Origin of the sequence: Cognatishimia coralii (assembly GCF_037478305.1) — a bacterium.
GTDB classification, from domain to species: Bacteria; Pseudomonadota; Alphaproteobacteria; order Rhodobacterales; family Rhodobacteraceae; genus Cognatishimia; species Cognatishimia coralii.
The window spans coordinates 16,298-33,303 of sequence record NZ_JBBGAZ010000007.1 but is presented as its reverse complement, the minus strand read 5'-3'; the positions used below and the strand labels follow the sequence as shown (position 1 = coordinate 33,303).

Sequence of the window (17,006 nt, the reverse complement as noted above, 5' to 3'; positions counted from 1 at the left end):
GGTCAACCGACCATTGTTTGTGGTAAGAAAATTGCGATCTGTGGAAAGATCATCAGTAAGATCAGCATCAGCGCCATGGCGAACCAGAACGGCCAGATGCCTCGGAAAATCTGTCCCATGGGCACGCCCGGCGCGATGGATTTCACGACGAAAACATTGAGCCCGACAGGGGGCGAGATCATCCCCATTTCCAAGACGATCACGACGATAATCCCGAACCAGATCATCTTCATATCGGCCATCGAGGGATCAAACCCAAAGTCCAAAGCGGCGATGATTGGCAGGACGACCGGAATGGTTAGAACCAGCATCGCGATGCCCTCAAGGAACATGCCCAGGAACATGTAGATCAGGATGATCAGCAGCAGGACGCCGTAATCTCCGATCGGCAGCGAGGTCATGAGGGTCACGAGCTGGCTTGGCAGTTCGGTGAGCGACATGAAGGGGATAAAGATGAACGCGCCGATAATGATCATAAAGACCGTGGCCGAGGCTTTGACCGTTTGCAGGATCACCTCGCGCAGGGCCGCCGCGTTCAGAGACCGCCGCCAGATCGCGACAACCAGCGTGAGGAAAGCGCCGACGGATGAGGCTTCGACCGGGGTGAAAAAGCCCGTGTACATGCCACCAATTGTGATGCCGACAACAGCCAGAAACGGAAAGGCTGCCAAAAGCGCGTCGCGGCGTTCAGGCCAAGAGGCTTTTTCGCCCGATGGGCCGGCTTCTGGCTTGCGCAAGACGGTGAAATAGATCGCTCCGATAAAGAGCAAGGTCATCAGGATGCCTGGAATGACACCAGCCATGAAGAGGCGACCAATAGATTGCTCTGTCAGGACCGCATAGATGATCATGCCGCCTGAGGGTGGGATCAGGAACCCAAGCGTACCGCCTGCTGCAACGGACCCTGTCGCGAGGCTGTCGGCGTAGTTGAATTTCTTCATCTCAGGCAGAGCCACCCGCCCCATTGTGATCGCGGCCGCCAGTGAGGATCCCGAAAGCGCGGCAAAGCCAGCGCAGGCGGCGATGGTGGCAGAGGCGAGACCTCCCTTAAGGTGCCCCATCCAGCGATAGGCCGCCCCGAAAAGGTCTGCGGACATGCCCGACACACCGGCAAGATTGCCCATCAGGACGAACATCGGAATGACAAGAAGGTTGTAGTTTGACGCAGCCTCAAAGGTCTCGCCCGATAGGTTGGACATGGCGGTTTTAATTCCCCGCGCCCAGGCCTGATCCGACGCCATGCCCAAAAGCAGGAAGCGGTTCGCGGTTGCGAGGATCGTGCCGACGACACCCACAAGCACCATGGACAGCGCCACGGGCACGCGCAGAGCCAAAAGGCCAAAGAGCGCAAGCAGGCCAAGAATGCCCAGAGTGGTCATACTGATCATAGCGCCTCTCCCAGTGGGATTTGTTCGATCTTGCCAGTGCGTGCCAGTTGCAAAGCGTCTGAGGCGCAGACCAGCGCGTAGATCGCGACGCAGACGGCGAGCAGGTAGTAAAACGGCTCATAGGAAATCAGCAGCTGCTGCGTGGTTTCACCGAACTTCGGCGCGTTTTGACCGGCTATGATCAACTCCCATGCCATCAGGAGCATCAGGGCGCCGCACACCACGCGCACAGCAAACAAGGACCATTGCGCAAAGGATTTGGACATGCGGGATTCAAGAATTTCGATTTCAATATGTGCTCCGACCCGCCCGCCAAATGGGATCGCGATGGCGACAAGGATGACAAGCGACAGGATCATAAGGTCCTCTGCCCCTCGGATCGGCGCATTCAAGAGCTTGCGCATCACCAGAACATTGACCGTGCCAAAGAGCGTCATGAAGGCCAGCATCGCGCCGCCGATCAAAAGCGAAACCCAGATCAGGATCTGGTCCAGCGTGGCAAGATAAGCAGGTTTAGACATGCACCAATCCTCCGGTTGGAACATCAAGGGGCGACACATGGGCCGCCCCCCGAGGGGAGATTATTGGTTGATCGCGTTATAGACCGCGCGGGCGTCAGAGATGCCGCGGGCCTCATAATCGGCAAAGATCGACTCCAGACCCTCGGCCACAGCCTCATCCATCTTGGCGCGCTCTTCTGCACTGACCTCGATCTGGGTGACATTCGCCATCTGTTCGGCGGTCTGCATGATCTGGAACGAGTTGGAATCCGCGCCATCAAAGCTCGCAGCGCCTTGCAGCGAGAATGTCTCGCCCGCCAGATCGTCGATGATCGCGCGGTGCTCATCGCTGAGGCCCATGTAGCGCTCTTTATTCATCGCAACGAAGAAGACCGCGTGTTGCACGGGAACATTGGTCACAAGATGCGTGGACACATCCCAGAAGTTCCAAGGCGCGGTGATGTTGTTGTAGGTCGCGGTCGTGGCATCAATCGTCCCTGTAGAGAGACCCGTATACATCTCGGTCACCGGCATTTGCACCGGCACCCCGCCCAGCGCTTCGATGATCGGCGTGGTCATGGCGGCATAGGGCACCATTTTTGACCCCTTCAGACCGTCCAAGGTCGACACGTCGCGTGTCGCGGCCCAGATATTGCCAGCGGTGGTGAAGATGCCGAGCAGTTTCACATCTTCATATTCATCGGCCAGATGTTCGTCATAGACAGCTAGCAGGCGCTTGGTTGCTTCATTCGCGTCCTTGGCTTTGCCCGGAGGAATGATCAGCATGGATTTCGGGAAAATCGCGGGGGTATAGGCCTGAAGGCCAAAGGTGATGTCTGCGACACCTTCTACGGCGCGCTTATATTGCTGCACCGGGCCTGCGCCCAACTGACCTGCGGGATAGACTTTAACAGTTAAAGACCCGCCAGAGCGTTCGGCGACCTCATCCGCGAACCATTTGAACAGGAACGCGTTGGTATGGTGCTGCGGCGGTACGAAATTGGCGACGGAAAGCTCTTCGGCAGAGCTCTTGAACGGAAGTGTCGACGCGACTGCAATGGCGGCCACGCCCAACAAAGACGTGAGTTTCATGGTATCCTCCCAATGTGGAGCCACACAGTTAGGAGGAAATTGACATCGAATAAATCGATATGCATTAATATATAATATGAAAGATTTCGATTTCGAAAAGCTCGACGGTCAACTTTTAAAGACCTTCCTCTTGATCCTAGAGGAAAATTCCGTGTCGATGGCGGCCGAGCGTTTGGACGTTAATCAGTCAACGGTCAGCCACTCCTTGAACAAGTTGCGCAGGATTTTGGGCGATCCATTGTTTGTGCGTTCGGGACAGGGGCTGACACCTACCGAAACGGCTTTGGCGCTTAAGGCCCCGGTGCTTGAAGTTCTGGACAAGCTGCAGTCGCTTACGGATTTGCGCCCCTTTGATCCCAAGTCCGAAAAAATGCATTTCGTGGCGGCGGCCAATGATATGCAGCGCGATCTGATATTTCCGCACCTGTTGAGGCAGGCCTGGGCTGACAATATTGCTTTGACAATGGAGCTGCGTCCTTCGGGTGTACCGAGCGTCGGGCTCTTGCGCGATGCGAGATGCGACCTGATTTTGACCCCCCTGCCCCCGGATGCACCAGACCTTATGCAGCTCAAGCTTTTTACCGGAGAGATGCATGTGTTCTACGACCCCGCCTGTCGCGACGCGCCAAAGTCCTTAGACGACTATGTACAATCGGACCATGTGTCTGTGCATTTTGCGCTCGGCGGCTCGTCAGACGAAGTGATCGTATCCCGGGACTTGCAAGCGCCGCCGAAACCGAAAGTCACCGTGTCGAACTTCGCGGGCCTGCCCGCGTTTATTCGTGGCACCGAACTGCTGACCACGCAGCTTAAATTGATGGGTAAAGCTTTGCTGCAATCTCTTGCCTCTGCTCCGATACCCTTCGAAATAGAACCCGTGAGCGTCTATATGGTTTGGCACCAGCGCTCAACGAATGACCCGGCGCATCGGTGGCTGAGGGAGCAGATTACCGAGATCAGCCGCAAAACGATGGTTTAGCGTTGGCTTTATTCAGAGCGCAGCAACACTCGTTTCCGCGCAAGTCAGCGCAAAACCAAATGCCGGACATGATTGTGAGGCGAAGGTTATGAGGGAACAAAGCGCAGGGCCATTCCGCCAAGCTGCGACATGTCAGATGCAATAAGATGTTCGTCAGTTTCTGACAGGGTCACAGAGGCGCAATCCTTCACGACCTCAAGATTTTTGACACGAACATCCAAAGCTGAAATGCGCGGTCCATTTGCCAAGAAAGCCTGGGATAAAGTAACTCTGTAGAAAGCCTCAAATTGGTCGGGCGCCATGATGCGCCAATGTCCGTTGGTGGTCTCAACGGCGTCAAACCCTTCGGCATCTTTTGTGGCAGGCACATTGTGAATACGGGTGAACCAATCCAGCACTGGTGCTTTGTCCTCGGCCACAATAGTTGCGGCCGCAAAGCCTTGCGCGCCGTTGGGATGGGTCATCCTGTCAGGAAACTCCAGCAGGTCGCGTCGGTGTTGTTGGCATGCAAAAACGGACAAACGCGGCAGGCTGTCATTGTGGAAAACCTTAAGCGTGGTTTTGGTTCGATCAGGCTCCCCGTCTGCACGGACAACATCGCGACCAAAATCAATCGTGCCAGTGCATTGAATACCGCGCGCGGCCAGTTGTTCCTCGGCCTCTTCTGCGTCCTCGGTGAACAGCGCCGTCAGAGCTACGCCTTCAGAGCTGTTCAGGAATCCTTCAACATGTCGACCAAAGCGAAACCCGCCCGTGTCATATCCGTCCAGCAAAGTCTCATCACCGATGCTCACGATCTCTATGATCTGATGGCGGAACAAAGCCAGCGCAGTCGAGGTTCCCCAAGGGTGCTGTCCCGGAGGCGCGATAAAGAAGCCCAAATCACGGTAAGTCTCAATCGCTTTGTCGAGATCATGAACAGCGATCAGCGGATGGTCGATCCCAAGATATGCCATTGAAGTCTCCTACAGAAATCCGCTGAAACTGCCGGGCTGTCGGTCGCGGATGGCAGCCTTGGGACCATAAACCGTTTTGCCAGCGGGAACTGATCTGGTCACGATTGCCCCTGCGGCGACAACTGCGTTTTCGCCAATATCAATGCCGCCCAAGATGATCGAATGACCGCCCAACACAGCCCCTTTGCAGATAAGCGGGTGTCGGCGGTCGCCCATACTCACAAAATTCGACCCCAGAGTGACGCCGTGCCAGATGCTCACGTCTTCTTCGATGATCGTAGTGCGTCCGATCACAACGCCAAGCCCGTGGTCAAGCCAGACCCGACGACCGATATCGGCCTCTGGGGCTATGTCCACGCTCAGCTGTCGCCCTAGAATGGCTTTGACCGCAGCGGCGGCGGTGTCACGGCCCGACAAGAACAAAGCCCGAGATGCGCGATAGGACAGCAGCCCCTGATAACCCGCTGCAAACAGCAAAACCCGCGCAGGGTCAGTGCTCAGATCGCGCGCGGCAGTGGCTGCGAGATCCTCCAAAGCGACCGAAACAGCTTCACTGTCCTCAGCAAATCCCTCACCTACCAAGTCACGCACCCGATGTCGCGCATGCGCGTCTGGCACGAGCCCGGCCAAGACAGCGGCGAGCAGTTGGGCATCGTTGTGTACCTCGTCCGGTTCAAACCCAAGAAGCGCCGACAAGGCGGGTTCTGAGTGAAAAAGGCGGGCGACGTCTTCCTGAAGGTTCATGTCATTCGCTCGGGGCATAACCAAAAGCCACGCGGGGCACTTCTGCTGTTTCAACCCATACGCTTTTGGGCTCTGTGTATTCCATGAGTACGTCCATACCAGAGGATCGACCAAATCCCGAAGAGCGTGAGCCACCAAAGGGGGTTGAGACATGGATGGCTTTATACCCGTTTACCCAGAATGTCCCTGCCCGCACTTTTGCTGCCATACGGTGGGCAAGGCTAACGTTGTTGGTCCAAACTGCACCAGCCAGCCCGAAATCGGTGCTATTGGCAATGCGCAGGGCATCGGCTTCATCTTCAAAGCTCAGAGCCGTCACGACGGGTCCGAAAATTTCGGTTTGAGCAGCACTTGCTTCGGGCGGCAGGCCGGCGAGGATCGTAGGCGGCACCATCAGCGCATCGCCTTTGGTGCTGGGACCTGTCAGAACCTTGGCTCCGTCTTGCACAGCCTGATCGACCATAGCTGTCACGTGATCGAACTGACGTCGATTACTGATCGGGCCAATTTCTGTCGCATCATCCAATGGATCACCAACTTTCAGGTGATTCATACCATCCGCGACCATCTCTAGAAACTGGTCTTTGATTGATGCTTGCACCAAGAGTCGCGAGCCCGCGACGCAGCTTTGACCTGCCGTGGCAAAGATCGCGGCCTGCGCGCCCTTGCAGGCGGCTTCCAGGTCGGCGTCCTCAAATACAATGTTGGCAGATTTCCCACCCAGTTCCAGCACGACCGGTTTCAACGCCCTCCCAGCCGAAGTAGCCACAACTCGACCGGTTGCCGGCGATCCTACAAACACCACTTTGCGCGTTGCGTCATGCGCAATGGCTGCTTCACCGGCTGTTGGTCCAAGCCCTGCCAGCACATTGACCAGTCCCTTTGGGGCGCCTGCTTCCTCGCAGAGGGCAGCCAAGGCAACCGAGGTTACGGGCGTCAGCTCGCTGGGTTTCAAAACAACGCCGTTCCCGCAGGCCATTGCAGGAGCAATCTGCCAACCGGCTGTGAACATCGGCGCATTCCACGGAGTGATTTGGAAGATCACGCCCAAAGGCTCGCGGATGGTATAATTCAGATGGCCCGAGGGTACTGGGATCACTTGCCCGTGCAGCTTGTCGGTATAGCCGGCGTAGTAGCGGAACATTTCAGAGACCTTGGCCACCTCAACACGACAATCGCGGATTGGCTTGCCCGATACGACCGCCTCAACCTGCGCCAAGGTTTCCTGCCGTTCATCAACCAAGGCTGCTATCTTCTGCATCACCACGCCGCGCCCCGCTGCGGTGAAATCTGCCATCCAGGACTTTTGCGCTGCCTCAGCCGCCTCGCAGGCCTGATTTGCGATCGTCGCACCACAGTCGGAATATTCGGCCAGTACAGCACGGGAATACGGGTCCTCCAAGGCGATCATCGCGCCACTGCCAGAGACAAACTCACCCCCAACGTAACTTTGAGGCGTGTCCGCGAGCCCCAGCGTGCTGCAGAGCGACTTGTAGTGAGCAATTCGGTCAAGCATTAGACGTGTTCCGGAGTTTGAAGATTTCATTGAAGTCGGCGCTGTCATCCAGCTCCTCGCGGCTGCTCTCCCAAATTGCGGCAATCGCCTCGGTCGCCGGAAGGTCGATACCCAAGCGGCCGGCCAACCCGGTGGCCAGGCCGACGTCCTTTCGCATCAATCCCATGGTGAACCCCGAGTCATAAGCTTCGTTGGTGATCCACTTGGGAAAGTTCACCTCGCTAACGCCCGATCGACCGGACCCAGCGTTGATGCCTGCAAGAAGCTCTGACAAAGAAATGCCGGCACGCTCGCCCATCTGCGCCATTTCACTCATCAAAACAAGGTTCGCGGCGCACAAGAGATTGTTGGCGATCTTTACCGTATGACCCGCGCCAGACGGACCTATATGGAGCAGCTTGCCCGTCATTTTCTCGAGCAGTGGTCGGACTTTGGCAAAGGCGGTTTTGTCGCCGCCGACCACCATCGTCATTGTGCCGCTGCGAGCTCCGAAAGGTCCGCCGCTGACAGGGCCATCAAGGAAAACATAGCCCTGACGTTCAGCAGTCGCAGCGAGCTGCTTGGTGGTGTCGGGCTCCGACGTTGATGTGTCCACAACAATGGTGCCCGGTTTCAGATGTGGACCAAGCTCGTCCATGACCGACGCTACAATCGCGGCTTTGGGCAAAGACAGAAGGACCGTTTCGCAAGCGCAAAAATCAGCAAGACTGTGAGCTACACTAGCGCCCATCTCACGCGCGCGGTCGCGAGCTTCCGGCATCGCATCACAGCACAATAGATCAATTTTCTGATCCATCAGACGAGAGACATATCCGCCCCCCATTGCACCTAATCCAATCAATCCGATCATGAGCTCCTCCCCAACGTTTTGTGAAAGTTAGCTCATCACCCAAGTTCCGTGAATTGCATGCGTTCGAGTAAAATGTTGCAAAATTTGCAACATCAACTCTTGATCAAGCCTTGAACGCCAGCATCGACCGCATCGCGTGGTTTGCCAACTTCATGGCGACATCAGGCAGGCGCCGACCCGAACGAGCGATCATGCTGACTTCGCCTTTTGCAAATTCAGGTATGTCCACAGGCAAACCTACGATAGAGCCATCTGCAATCTCTTGCGCGACGACGAACGAAGGAAGGACAGTGACACCCAGCCCCTCTCGAACAAAGTTGCGTACGGCTGCGAGCGAGTTCGCTTCTAAAGCTCGATTCAAGCGGACCCCATAGGTTGTCTCGACCTGGCGCACCATCGCGCCAATGCCGGACCCTGACGACAACAGGGCCATTCTCATACCGGCAAGAGAGTTGATTGAAACAGGGGCGACTGTATTGGCGCATTCTGATGACGGACTGACCAAGAGTTGCAGCGGCTGCGTTATATGCGCCAATACTTTACACTGGCGATCTGGCATCGCGTTGAAAACAAAACCCAAATGCGCCACATCATTGAGAACATCTTGCATGACGGTTTTGGTTGAACCACTTCGCATGTTGAAAGTGATTTCTGGGTGCATCCTCTTGAAACCGGGCAGTGCGTTCTTGATCAAATCGCTGATAAACCCATCTCCGACCGCTAGTGAAACGGTACCCCTGCGCATACCTCTCAAAGCGTCAAACTCAGCTGTAAGTGCCTCTAACTCAGCCATCTGAGCACGCAAATGGCGCAAGAGCAACGCGCCCGCTTCGGTCGGTGTGACACCTTTCTTTCGCCGCTCGAGCAATTGAATGCTGAGCTCTTCCTCCAACGAGGTCAGTCGGCGGCTTATGGTTGAAGGCTCTAGTTCCAAAGCGACAGCGGCTGCTCGAATAGAGCCCTCTTGGCAAACACGCAAAAAAGTAGAGGTGAGTTTTTGATCCATATCGAGTCAGACTGTTGCAAATGATGCAACTTATTTTACGAACACAGACACTATGTGCAACAATTGGGCAATGGGGGCTTCTCGCACAGAAAGACTACTGTGACTTGAAAGGCGACGATTGTTTGACCGCAAAGAACGACGTCATCGATTTGGGCTCTCAAATGGTGGTGTGAAAAAGGAGTCTGGCGGCCTCTTCGATCAGAACCCGCCAACATCATGTTGATTTTTTTGAGGTCGTGGGCGGCGGAGACGAAAACTACCACGCGACTTCATCAAAGTGAAAGTAAGCTTTTCAAAGCAATAATTTAATGGATTCTCATGACGCGCTAATGGTTACCGCCATGCGGGACAATAAACCCTACAATCGAAGGAATCCTTCCTGCGTTTTCGGAGTTAAAAGGAGAGGAAAGTAAACACAAACCCGAACTGCGCCACAGAGCCGCATCTCCATTAAGTTTCAAGTTGGTCAGCATATATACCAGCTAAGAATGCAAACCAGTCCAAAGGTGCGTTTATGGATACGCTTCTGCTTTCAAGAATTCAGTTTGGAGCGAATATTTCGTTCCACATTCTTTTCCCGACGATAACCATCGCTCTTGGGTGGGTTTTGCTTTTCTTCAAATTGCGGTTCAACGCGACGCAAAACCCGAAATGGTTAGCGGCCTATCAATTCTGGGTCAAAATATTTGCGCTATCCTTCGCGATGGGAGTCGTGTCGGGTATCACCATGTCATTCCAGTTTGGCACAAATTGGCCCGGGTTCATGGAGACTGTGGGAAACATTGCCGGTCCCTTGCTCGCTTACGAAGTCCTGACAGCGTTTTTCCTTGAGGCCGTTTTCCTGGGCATTATGCTTTTTGGCTTTTCAAAGGTTCCAAACTGGTTGCATTCGCTAGCTACGTTTTTGGTCGCTTTTGGAACCACAATGTCAGCGTTCTGGATTTTGGTTTTGAACAGTTGGATGCATACTCCAGCTGGGTTTGAAATGCGGGATGGAGTTGCACATGCAACCGATTGGCTTGCGATCATCTTCAACCCTTCAATGCCCTATCGCCTTGTTCACATGTTGCTGGCCAGTGGGCTGACTGTGTCGTTCTTGATACTTGGTATATCAGCGTATCGCTGGCTGCGACATGATCGTGGTGAAGATGTCCGTGCAACATTCAAAACTGCTGCATGGCTGGGAGCTGTCCTTATTCCAGCTCAGATATTCATGGGGGACATGCACGGCCTGAATACGCTCGAGTATCAGCCTCAGAAAGTTGCCGCGATGGAAGGTAATTGGGAGACACAGTCAAACGTTCCTTTGCTTTTGTTTGCCCTCCCTGACGAAGATGCGCGTGAAAACCGATTTGAAGTTGGTATTTCAAGCCTCGCGTCGATCATTCTAAAACACAAAGCGGATGGCGTTGTCCCTGGATTGAATGATTTTGTTGCCGAGGATGGAACGGTTCTGCATCCACCGGTTGCCCCAGTGTTTTGGTCTTTCCGCATCATGGTGGGAACTGGGCTGGCAATGTTGCTGCTGAGTTGGTCCACCCTGTTTTTCATGAGAGGGGGACGTGGGCCAGCCGGAATTCCTAAACTGATCCAGTTCGGGATGGTACCGATGGCTTTCTCTGGCTGGGTAGCTACTCTTGCAGGCTGGTATACGACAGAGATTGGGCGTCAACCGTGGTTGGTGCAGGGTGTCTTGACCACAAAACAAGCTGTTGCGGACGTTCCTGCGCCGATGGTTGGTTCGACGTTGGCCGTATACTTGACGATTTACGCAATGCTGCTGTTTGCCTACGTAACCGTCTTGTTCTACTTGGCAAAAAAGGCCGGTCACTCGGGCTTCAAGCCGCCACAGTCTCGGGATGTCGATCCCCTCCCAGCGGAGTGATTATTGATGACGTTATTCGGTGACCCATCTCAATGGCTTCCTCTCACATTCGCAATGCTGATGGGGGTGTCGATCCTTATCTATGTGATCTTGGATGGCTTTGACCTCGGTGTAGGGGTCTTGTTTCCTTTCGCGGAGGACGATGAGAGGGACAGGATGGTCGCGTCGATCGGGCCCTTCTGGGATGCCAACGAAACCTGGCTGGTTCTCGCGATAGGCATTTTGCTCGTCGCCTTTCCAACGGCGCACGGTTTTATTCTCACGGCTCTCTACCTTCCGGTCGCCATCATGCTCGTTGGCTTAATCCTTCGAGGAGTGGCTTTTGAGTTTCGGGCAAAAGCCCCAACTCGCCAAAAGAGGTACTGGAACTTCGCCTTTTTCAGCGGTTCGCTAATGACCTCACTTTCCCAAGGCTTCATGCTCGGGAAATATATTATGGGTCTGGAGAGCACATTAGGAACTTGGATTTTCGCAGCCATAACCTCATGTTTCTTGGCCGTTGGCTATTCCTTCATTGGTGCTTGTTGGCTGATCCTGAAAACCGACGGTGAATTGCAGGAAAAGTCGGTGAAATGGGCGCGCGGGGGTATTTGGGGGCTCGTCATTGGCATTGCATTGGTTTCCATCGCAACGCCATTGGTGAGTGACCGCATTTTCGATAAATGGTTCGCTTTTCCTGAATTCTTTCTGTTGGCCCCTTTGCCTTTAGTTTCGGGGTTGCTCATCGCTTTGCTTTGGTACGGTCTGCGCTATTTGCCAACCAAAGACGACAGGTTGGCCTGGTTCCCATTCGTAGCATCTATTTCTCTGTTTTCTATGTCTTTTTTTGGGATGGCATACAGTTTCTATCCATATGTTGTTCCCGAAAAACTAACCATCTACGACGCCGCAAGTGCACCCGAAAGTCTGTTCATAATTTTGATAGGCACAATTTTCGTATTGCCGGTCATCGCGGGATACACAGTGCTTGCTTATACGATTTTCCGAGGTAAGGCGACTGAACTCCGGTACGACTAATTGGTATTCAAAGGCACCGGCTAACACTATTTTCGCTCAGGCGTCCAGCAATGGAAGCTGCACTGCGCGCCAATTTCCCAGCGTCGCCACATCAGTTGATCATTTCGGCTTCCTATGGACAACCAATGTCCAGATCCGTTATCTAGCCCAAGATAGTAAGGAGTTGTCAGATGGATTTCCCGTCGCAGGGCTAATTGCCTGTTAAATTTCCGGAGCTTGAACCTCCGTTTCGCGACGACATTGCTAGGGCTTTCACCCGAAGGAACATCCATGCCTTTCCAATCACTTACCAATCCGGCGACAACGCGTGCCGAACTGATGCCTGTTATCCGGTTAAGCATTCCGCTCATGGTCGGGCTCGCGGCTGCCCTTCTGATCGGTGTCGTAGATACTGCGATGATCTCACCTCTCGGGACGGTGCCGTTGGCCGCGGCTGGGGTGACAACGGCTGTTCTGATCATATTGATCTCGGCGCTTTGGGGCGTCATTACCGTGATTTCCGTCCAAATCAGTCAAGCGCATGGAGCTGGCAACTTTGCCCGTGTGGCTGCCGCATTGCGAGGTGGCGTAATTCTATGTCTGATCGGTGGCAGCGCTGGCGCGCTGCTGATGCTGGCACTCTTTCCGCTCCTAAAGCCACTTGGACAACCCGAAGAGGTTCTGACAATCCTTTGGCCCTACTGGGTCTCTATGGCCCTTTGGATGATCCCGTTCACTCTGTTTTTTGGCCTAAAATCGCTTTTTGACGCTGTGGAGTGGCCTTGGACAGCCGTAGCTCTTTCATACATCGGCGTCATCGTGAACATTCCCGCGAACTATACGTTCATTCATGTGCTGGACATGGGGCTTTTGGGCGCGGGCTTGGCCAGTATCCTTTCGCAGTGCGCCTCACTTGTCGCGGCCGCTTTCGTCCTCCTGCGTGCATCAGGTCTTGCACCCTATCGTCAACGAGTTTCAATTTCTTGGGTCAATGTAAAAGAACAAGGCGCTGAGGCCATGCCGCTTTGCTTGGGATACGCAGGTGAAGGAGGAGCTTACGCTGTTGTGGGAGTCATGATGGGTTGGCTGGGAGCCGAAGCTTTGGCCGCGCATCAAATCGTCAATGCGCTGGCCGGTTTGGCATATATGATCCCGCTTGGTGTCGCTGGCGCGGCATCAATCAGGATTGGCCAAGCCGTTGGGCGAGACCATCAAGAACGCCTTCGCCCGATACTTAAAGCGTCCTTTGCCTTGGTTACTTTTTGGCAAATCCTGGTGGCCACTCTCTTTATTTTGGCGGGTCGGCACTTGGCAGCAACCATGTCTACGGATCAAGTCGTCATCGACCTCGCCACAGTTCTGTTTTTCATAGTAGGACTGTTGCAGGTCGCTGATGGTATCCAGGGCACCGCACTAGGGGCTCTACGCGGCATGTCCGACATGCGTAGGCCAACAACAATTACCCTTACCGCATATTGGGTTCTAGCACTTCCGGCATGTTATGCCTTCGGCTTTCTCTTCAACCTCGGTGCCACAGGCATTTGGCTGGGTTACACATTGGGCCTTGTCGTCGCAGCGGTTGCATTGCCACTAAGGTTCTGGCGATTAACCAATGTGCCAATCAGAGCCGAGAAAAATGAATAATGTAGTCTCAGCTATCCGAGCTGACCCGCCTGGATCAGTCTATCAAGGCAATTGGCCCAACCATTCGAACACTGCGCTGCAGCGCACCAATCGTGGGACAGTATTCTGTAAGCCAAAACACAGCGGCCTCGCGGCCCGCTTTCATACCGCGATACGGCCCTGGGCTGAAACCAGAAAATGCGAAAAACAGTGCTCGGATAGTGATCCAAACGAGATGGGACGTCGTAACTAATAATATGTTTCTTCAACATATTTCTGTATTCGATACGGGTGGTCTCGATGAATAAAGTGGACGCAATAACCAAACCTGTGCATCACAGTGACGAGATTTTTTTTCATGATGCGTTTGAACAACCGACACCGCAAACCAGTTCTGTTTTGGTTACGGGTGCTGCGAAACGCTTAGGTCGGGCGATTGCATTGGATTTGGCCGCGTCGGGCTGGTCCGTTGCAATACACTACAACGGCTCAAAGGACGCGGCCGACCATCTAAAGGGTGAGATCGAAGCTTCTGGTGGCCATGCGGAAATCGTACAGGCCGATCTTTCCCTTGCAGGGGAAGCGGCAAAGCTCATTCAACGCGCCGAAAACCTTTGTGGCCCAATAGGTGTCTTGATTAACAATGCGTCGGTTTTTGAATGGGACGATGTATCGACAGCAACCTCGGAGTCTTTTGAAAATCACATGGGCGTGCACCTCAAATCGCCCCTTTTATTGTGCCAGCACTTTGCAGATCGTTTGCCGGATCGGGCGGGCGGATCCATTGTTAATGTGATCGATTCCAGGGTGCTTAACCCTTCGCCTAGACACCTCACGTACACCCTATCAAAAACAGGTCTTTGGAACCTGACCCAAATCTTGGCGGAAGAGTTTGCACCAAGAATTCGGGTGAATGCGATCGGGCCTGGCCCGATTTTGCCAGAAGCGGGCCGGACGGAAGAGCATTTTCGTGAACGATGTTCACACCTGCCCCTGCAACGGCCTGCATCTCTGACTGAGGTATGCGAAACTGTCCGCTTTCTGATGTCCCAAAAGGCCATTACGGGGCAGATGATCGCTTTGGATGGCGGGGAACACCTTACGGGCTATCGCCCTCGGCAGGTGTTGTAGCCTCCCTGCCCTACCCAACGTGATACAGGGATGCGAACATTCTGTGGTCGTAACTCACCTGCTCGAATGTGCTGCCCTTTGTGAGGATCGACACCGCATCGTGGCTATGGAGCGACTCTTGGTGGCTCGCGATCACTCGGAAGTCGCCGATGTGGCTGACTTCGTCCAGAGCAGCATAAATGAGCCGTACTGCGTCTTCGACGAAGATCGGATTTGACCCGTTCAACTCGGCGAACGCCTGCTCGTCTTCGCGCTTCACCATCACTTGGGTTTCTGTGGGAATAGCTTTCAGGCAAAGGTCCACAAGATCTTCGACCCAAATCGCTTTATCTTCTTCGATGACAGCTGAAATGCGCGCCACGGAACGCTGCGAATGCGGTGTCGCGATCTGCCCGCGGCTGTTCCGGGCATGTTCAGACAGCTCTAACGAACATGGGCAGGTCGACGAATAGACATAATCGAAATGCATAATTTTCGTTGATGACTTTCCTTTACGGATCACCTCGTAAGCCACGTCGTAGTACTGGTACCCCTCTAGATTGCTGCGCAAGGAGCGTTTCAGCATCGGATAGCGAAAGCTGAGCTGCAAACGCGCATCGAAGCTTTCCAGATCATCCAAATAGCTTTTCAGAATTTGTCCCGCGGTCTCAAGATCGAATGGCGTATCGGCATATTTGTAGAACGAGCGCATAATGCGGCTCATATTGATGCCCTTCTTCGATGCCTCAAGCGAGACGGACCCAGTCACGGATGTCTCTAGCGCCAAGGACTCGCCCGAGCGCGTCCGCCATTTCAGAGGTAGGCGGAAGTTTGAAATGCCAACGTGTTGGATTGCAGTTTTGGATCCCTTGATTAGGCTCGACGGGCCGTTTTGCAGATCAGGCATGCTGGCTTTGTATGCATCATTGACTACAAAATTCTCGGGGTAACTGCGGTTTAATCCAATGGGGTCTTTATCAAGTGCGCGACCAAAATCGTTGTCTACCTTTGATGGTGTGGCGCGGCTGATGGCTTCCATCTTTTCTTCGCCAAAAGAGGCGCCAGTAGATGCTTTCGCATTGTTCAACTGCTTGGGTAGCACGATCTCGTTCATGGTGATCAACTCCTTAAAGAACAAAGAGTAATACGCATCATGTCGCGTTCCGGATCACTTCATGAGGACCATAATTGTCGTCGGAGAGAGTAATTATTTCTAACTTGGCTCTCGAAGAACTCCCGGCTCTGAGGGATTGCCGGGAGGGCGCGTAGAGCTGAAGTTTTTGTCTCTAGGAAAACCGCCAATCGCCAAGCTAATCCACTCGCGCGCCTCTGGAACAACGTCTTCGAGTTGTGGCAAATCGTTGACGCATAAAAACTTGATCTCGGGGCTGGTCGCCTTTTGCAACAACGAACGGGTTTCAGACGGGCATTGCCCGATCCCTTGTCCACTCACGATATGAAGGTGATCGGTGGCTGTCTCAAAAACAGCGTCCTGCGCAATGATGCATGCGTGATTGTGAAGGCCCTGCGGTAGGAACTGGCTCAGATCGCGAAACCGATGTGCCACGTTATTACGAAAGGCCTCCCTGTGCTGATCGAACAAGCGTGACATGACCGAACGCCGCAGCGGATGAACCACATGGGCCGATGAGAACAGTCGAGTGGCCTCAAATCCCATCATGGTTGCTGCATTCAACTGCATGTAATGGTTGAATTTTGCCGGATCACGGCGCACTTCCGGACTATTCAGAGCTTCGCTATAGTCTACCCATTTTCCTCGTAAAATAGGAGAACTCCCACTGAACACATCAGTCGGTTTTAGGGGCGCCGCTAGGAATACGTCATCGTTGAAATACATAAAGCGCTCGCTGAGCCCTTCGATCCTCCAGAGCATGCTTTCGATTGCCAGCGAATTGAATGTCGGCAGCGCATCGGCAAACTCGGCAAATATCTCTGGATGGAACACGAACCGTATCTTTGCCCGAGTGTTTTCAGAAAGCGACCGGAGGTCTGGCGTTTCATCGTCGACAACAATCCAGATTTTTCGAACCCAAGGCGCGCTATTCTCCAGCGATTGCAGGCAGTAGAGGATTTCATCGTTGCAGGCCCACCGATGTGGGTTGATTGCGTTTTCATGCAGGGCGCGACCTGCTTGCGCTAAGTACCGCTGTCGCTTGCGGCTATGTTTCTCCGAGCTCCCGTCTACCCAGGTAATAACCGCATCAATGGGGTCGCCCGTCTTGTCTTCGTCCACAGGCCGCTGTGTCATTATCTCTGGCATCAAATCCAGTCTCGTAATTGTGGTCGGTAGTGTAGCTCACTTGCCAACTACATGACCAAGAATACGCGACTGCAGCCAAA

General features: G+C 53.9%; 14 protein-coding genes and 1 pseudogene. 5 read left to right on the top strand and 10 right to left on the bottom strand.

All coding sequences use genetic code 11. The features are described from left to right. Positions 1 to 2 precede the first annotated feature (2 nt). The 3 genes from WG622_RS12925 to WG622_RS12915 are packed head-to-tail and all read right to left on the bottom strand — an operon-like array spanning position 3 to position 2,980. Positions 3 to 1,385 (bottom strand): TRAP transporter large permease, encoded by a 1,383-nt coding sequence (locus WG622_RS12925; RefSeq protein WP_438839172.1) that lies wholly within the window; start codon positions 1,383 to 1,385, stop codon positions 3 to 5. Beyond that, entirely contained in the window at positions 1,385 to 1,909 is a 525-nt protein-coding gene (locus WG622_RS12920) for a TRAP transporter small permease (protein WP_339403981.1), read from the bottom strand. The genes WG622_RS12925 and WG622_RS12920 overlap by 1 nt, the downstream gene beginning before the upstream one ends. 60 nt (positions 1,910 to 1,969) lie before the next feature. Continuing rightward, a complete protein-coding gene (locus tag WG622_RS12915; protein WP_339403980.1) occupies positions 1,970 to 2,980 on the bottom strand; it encodes a TRAP transporter substrate-binding protein in 1,011 nt (336 codons plus the stop codon). Positions 2,981 to 3,056: 76 nt separating this feature from the next. Here WG622_RS12915 and WG622_RS12910 point away from each other — a divergent pair, with 76 nt between their 5' ends. Continuing rightward, positions 3,057 to 3,959, top strand: coding sequence for a LysR family transcriptional regulator (locus WG622_RS12910; RefSeq protein WP_339403979.1), 903 nt, complete (start codon positions 3,057 to 3,059; stop codon positions 3,957 to 3,959). 86 nt (positions 3,960 to 4,045) lie between these two features. Here WG622_RS12910 and WG622_RS12905 read toward each other — a convergent pair whose 3' ends face one another. The 5 genes from WG622_RS12905 to WG622_RS12885 form a co-directional block, all read right to left on the bottom strand. Next, positions 4,046 to 4,915: a VOC family protein gene (locus WG622_RS12905; protein WP_339403978.1), complete on the bottom strand. Its 870-nt coding sequence runs from the start codon at positions 4,913 to 4,915 to the stop codon at positions 4,046 to 4,048. 9 nt (positions 4,916 to 4,924) lie between these two features. Continuing rightward, the gene (locus tag WG622_RS12900; RefSeq protein ID WP_339403977.1) at positions 4,925 to 5,659 is read right to left on the bottom strand and encodes a serine O-acetyltransferase; all 735 of its coding nucleotides are present in this window, start codon (positions 5,657 to 5,659) and stop codon (positions 4,925 to 4,927) included. A gap of 1 nt (position 5,660) precedes the next feature. Next, complete coding sequence (locus WG622_RS12895) at positions 5,661 to 7,175, bottom strand: aldehyde dehydrogenase family protein (RefSeq protein ID WP_339403976.1); 1,515 nt, start codon at positions 7,173 to 7,175, stop codon at positions 5,661 to 5,663. Then, positions 7,168 to 8,025, bottom strand: a complete 858-nt coding sequence (locus WG622_RS12890; RefSeq protein WP_339403975.1) for an NAD(P)-dependent oxidoreductase — start codon at positions 8,023 to 8,025, stop codon at positions 7,168 to 7,170. The genes WG622_RS12895 and WG622_RS12890 overlap by 8 nt, the downstream gene beginning before the upstream one ends. 103 nt (positions 8,026 to 8,128) lie before the next feature. Then, positions 8,129 to 9,031 (bottom strand): LysR family transcriptional regulator, encoded by a 903-nt coding sequence (locus WG622_RS12885; RefSeq protein WP_339403974.1) that lies wholly within the window; start codon positions 9,029 to 9,031, stop codon positions 8,129 to 8,131. 514 nt (positions 9,032 to 9,545) lie between these two features. Between WG622_RS12885 and WG622_RS12880 the strand changes: the two genes are divergently transcribed. The 4 genes from WG622_RS12880 (at position 9,546) to WG622_RS12865 (ending at position 14,666) form a co-directional block, all read left to right on the top strand. Continuing rightward, a complete protein-coding gene (locus WG622_RS12880; protein ID WP_339403973.1) occupies positions 9,546 to 10,916 on the top strand; it encodes a cytochrome ubiquinol oxidase subunit I in 1,371 nt (456 codons plus the stop codon). Between the two features lie 6 nt (positions 10,917 to 10,922). Next, a complete protein-coding gene (locus WG622_RS12875) occupies positions 10,923 to 11,933 on the top strand; it encodes a cytochrome d ubiquinol oxidase subunit II (protein ID WP_339403972.1) in 1,011 nt (336 codons plus the stop codon). 270 nt (positions 11,934 to 12,203) lie between these two features. Next, positions 12,204 to 13,556 (top strand): MATE family efflux transporter, encoded by a 1,353-nt coding sequence (locus WG622_RS12870; protein WP_339403971.1) that lies wholly within the window; start codon positions 12,204 to 12,206, stop codon positions 13,554 to 13,556. A 279-nt stretch (positions 13,557 to 13,835) separates the two neighbouring features. Next, positions 13,836 to 14,666 carry an SDR family oxidoreductase gene (locus tag WG622_RS12865; protein ID WP_339403970.1) on the top strand — a complete coding sequence of 277 codons (831 nt, stop codon included), beginning with the start codon at positions 13,836 to 13,838 and terminating at the stop codon, positions 14,664 to 14,666. A gap of 10 nt (positions 14,667 to 14,676) precedes the next feature. On the opposite strand, the pseudogene folE2 reads toward WG622_RS12865, so the two are convergent. Next, positions 14,677 to 15,678, bottom strand: a pseudogene (gene folE2, locus WG622_RS12860) (GTP cyclohydrolase FolE2); the annotation flags it as partial. A 180-nt stretch (positions 15,679 to 15,858) separates the two neighbouring features. Beyond that, the gene (locus WG622_RS12855; protein ID WP_339403968.1) at positions 15,859 to 16,926 is read right to left on the bottom strand and encodes a stealth family protein; all 1,068 of its coding nucleotides are present in this window, start codon (positions 16,924 to 16,926) and stop codon (positions 15,859 to 15,861) included. Positions 16,927 to 17,006: the final 80 nt, after the last annotated feature.